This window comes from Citrobacter sp. VF227 (assembly GCF_052950715.1).
The window spans coordinates 1-2,158 of sequence record NZ_JBRFVF010000036.1; the positions used below are offsets into that span (position 1 = coordinate 1).

Genomic DNA, 2,158 nt, shown 5'->3' on the forward strand with positions numbered 1-2,158 from the left:
CCCTGTGTCGGTCGATGTTCAGATGTGCAGCACGATAGCGCGCTGGCTTCGAAGCCCGTTCGAGCGATCTCGACCCGGCGGCCCGTCCGCACGGTCGAGGATCGTCTGGGCCGGCACGTCGCGCTCGGGCACCTCGTAGACGGCGAGCCGTGCCCGAAGGGCGCATCGCACGAGATCCAGCGTGTGCGGGCCGCCGGGGAAGGCCGCCACTAGATCGGGTCGGGCGTCCTTCAGCATGAATCGGTTGCGCACCGCCTCCGCCGTCTTACCGTAGCGAACCCAGTTCGGCGGGTAGCGCACCACGTGCACACCGGCCCGCCGCGCCCAGTCCTCGGCCGCCGCGCAGACGCCGCCCAGACCGCCGTGGATCAGGACCATGACTCGGCAGCGGCGGTGCAGCTTCGCCAACTCGAAGCTCACGAGATCCCGGTATTCCAGATGACCGCTGCCCCCAATGACAAGCCGCATGGTCGTCTCCCGCTCAAGCTGCCGGCCGGAGGCTCGACGCCTCCTGAACCGGATCCTCGCCGTCGCCGCCCGGACCGCCGGCCGGGATGGTCTCGTCCTCGCCGCCGAGCACCGCCTCGTGCCGCCGTTCGAGCAGGGGCGCGCACAGCGCGGCGACGTGCGAGTGCACCCGGCGCAGATCGCGCAGCGTCCGCAGGAACAGCGCATTCGCCTCCGCCATCGCGGCCGGATCGGCGTCGTGCGGCGCATCGCGCAGGCGCGCGACGTGCCGGTCGATGGCCGCGCGCTCCAGCGCGCGCAGGAGACCCTTGCGCCGGGCCACCGACCGCGCGGCGTCGAGGTCGTCGCGTAGGAACGCAGCGAGCGCGAGCTGCAGGCTGGTGAGCGCCTCGGCGTGGAGCCGTTCGATGTCGGCGAGTTCCTCGACGGAGAACGGCTCGCCGGTCCGTTTCAGCCGCCGGCTGGCGAACGCGACCAGGTTATGGGCTATGATGTCACCGACGTGCTCGAGGTTGAGCACGAAGGTCAGGATCTCCTGGGCTCGCGCCTGCGCATCCGCCGAGACGGTGCCGACCTCCTCGCCGCCGAGGTCGGCCAGGTAACGCCGGATCGCGAGCCCGATCCGGTCGATGGCCGCGTCCCGCCGCCCGGCTGCACCGGCCAAGGTCCGATCTCCGGTGCGGAACGCCTGAAGGGCATCGCGCAGGGCTGCGCCGGCCAGATCCGCCATGTGCAGGGCTTCAAGGGCGGCGTTGGCGAGGGCCAGGCTCGGGGTCGCCAGGGCGGTGAGGTCGAGGTGGTGCGGGAGTTCCGCGATCGGCGCGTCTTGCCGTGCGCTCTCAGGCATGATCGGCGCGGGCAAGAGACGCGTGGTGAGGCGGCCAAGCGCGGCCGTCCAGGGTAGGACGAGGATGGCGAGCGCGAGGTTGAGCGCGAGGTGGAACGCCATGGCTCCGCGCGCGGGGTCAGCGACGCCGAACTCGGCGAGACCTGCGGTGATCGGGTCGAGGAGCGGCAGCGCGGCGGCGCAGCCGGCCGCTCGCACGAGCAGGTTGCCCAGGGGAAGCCGGCGCGCTGCCGGCGCACCGGCTGCTTCAAGATAGGGCGGCAGTGCCGCGCCGAGGTTGGCGCCGAGCACGAGGGCGAGGGCACCCTCAAGGGTGATCACGACTGCACCCCCGAGCGAGACGATGAACAGGATCGCCGCCACGCTGGAATGAGCCGCCCAGGCGAGCATCGCCGCCGCCAGGACGGCCAGGACCGGCTCGGCCGCAAGCGCCCCCACGAGGCTGCGTAGGATCGGCGTGGCCTCGACGGCGGTGAGGCACTGTCCGAGCAACGCGAGCGCCGTCAGCATCAAGCCGAGGCCGATCAGTGCCCGGCCGAGATTGCGCGGTTTGGACCGATCCGCGCGCGCGCGGAACAACAGGAACCCGAACAGGATCAGGATGGGGGCGGCCGCGGCCACGTCGAAGGACAGCACCTGCACGATCAACGCCGTACCGACGTTGGCGCCGAGCATGAGGGCGAGGCCGGCCGAGAGGTCGAGGGTGCCGCTCGCGGCGAAGGCGGTCGCCATGAGCGCGGTGGCGGTGCTGCTCTGGAGCACCGCCGTGACGAGCAGACCCGCGAAACAGGCGCGTGCTCGGCCCTTGAGCCCGCGCCCGATCAGGTCGCGCAGCTCCGGCCC

2 protein-coding genes are annotated in these 2,158 nt (G+C 72.1%); both read right to left on the reverse strand.

Going from position 1 to position 2,158, the window contains the following annotated elements:
• Positions 1-18 precede the first annotated feature (18 nt).
• Entirely contained in the window at positions 19-468 is a 450-nt protein-coding gene (locus tag ACU8YC_RS24760) for an SLOG family protein (protein ID WP_081948878.1), read from the reverse strand.
• 13 nt (positions 469-481) lie between these two features.
• The coding region (locus tag ACU8YC_RS24765; RefSeq protein WP_446895929.1) for a Na/Pi cotransporter family protein at positions 482-2,158 on the reverse strand (1,677 nt) is incomplete at its 5' end.

Coding starts and splice junctions, on each gene's coding strand:
- ACU8YC_RS24760 (WP_081948878.1), bottom strand. CDS start 468: ATGCGGCTTGTCATTGGGGGCAGCGGTCATCTGGAATACCGGGATCTC.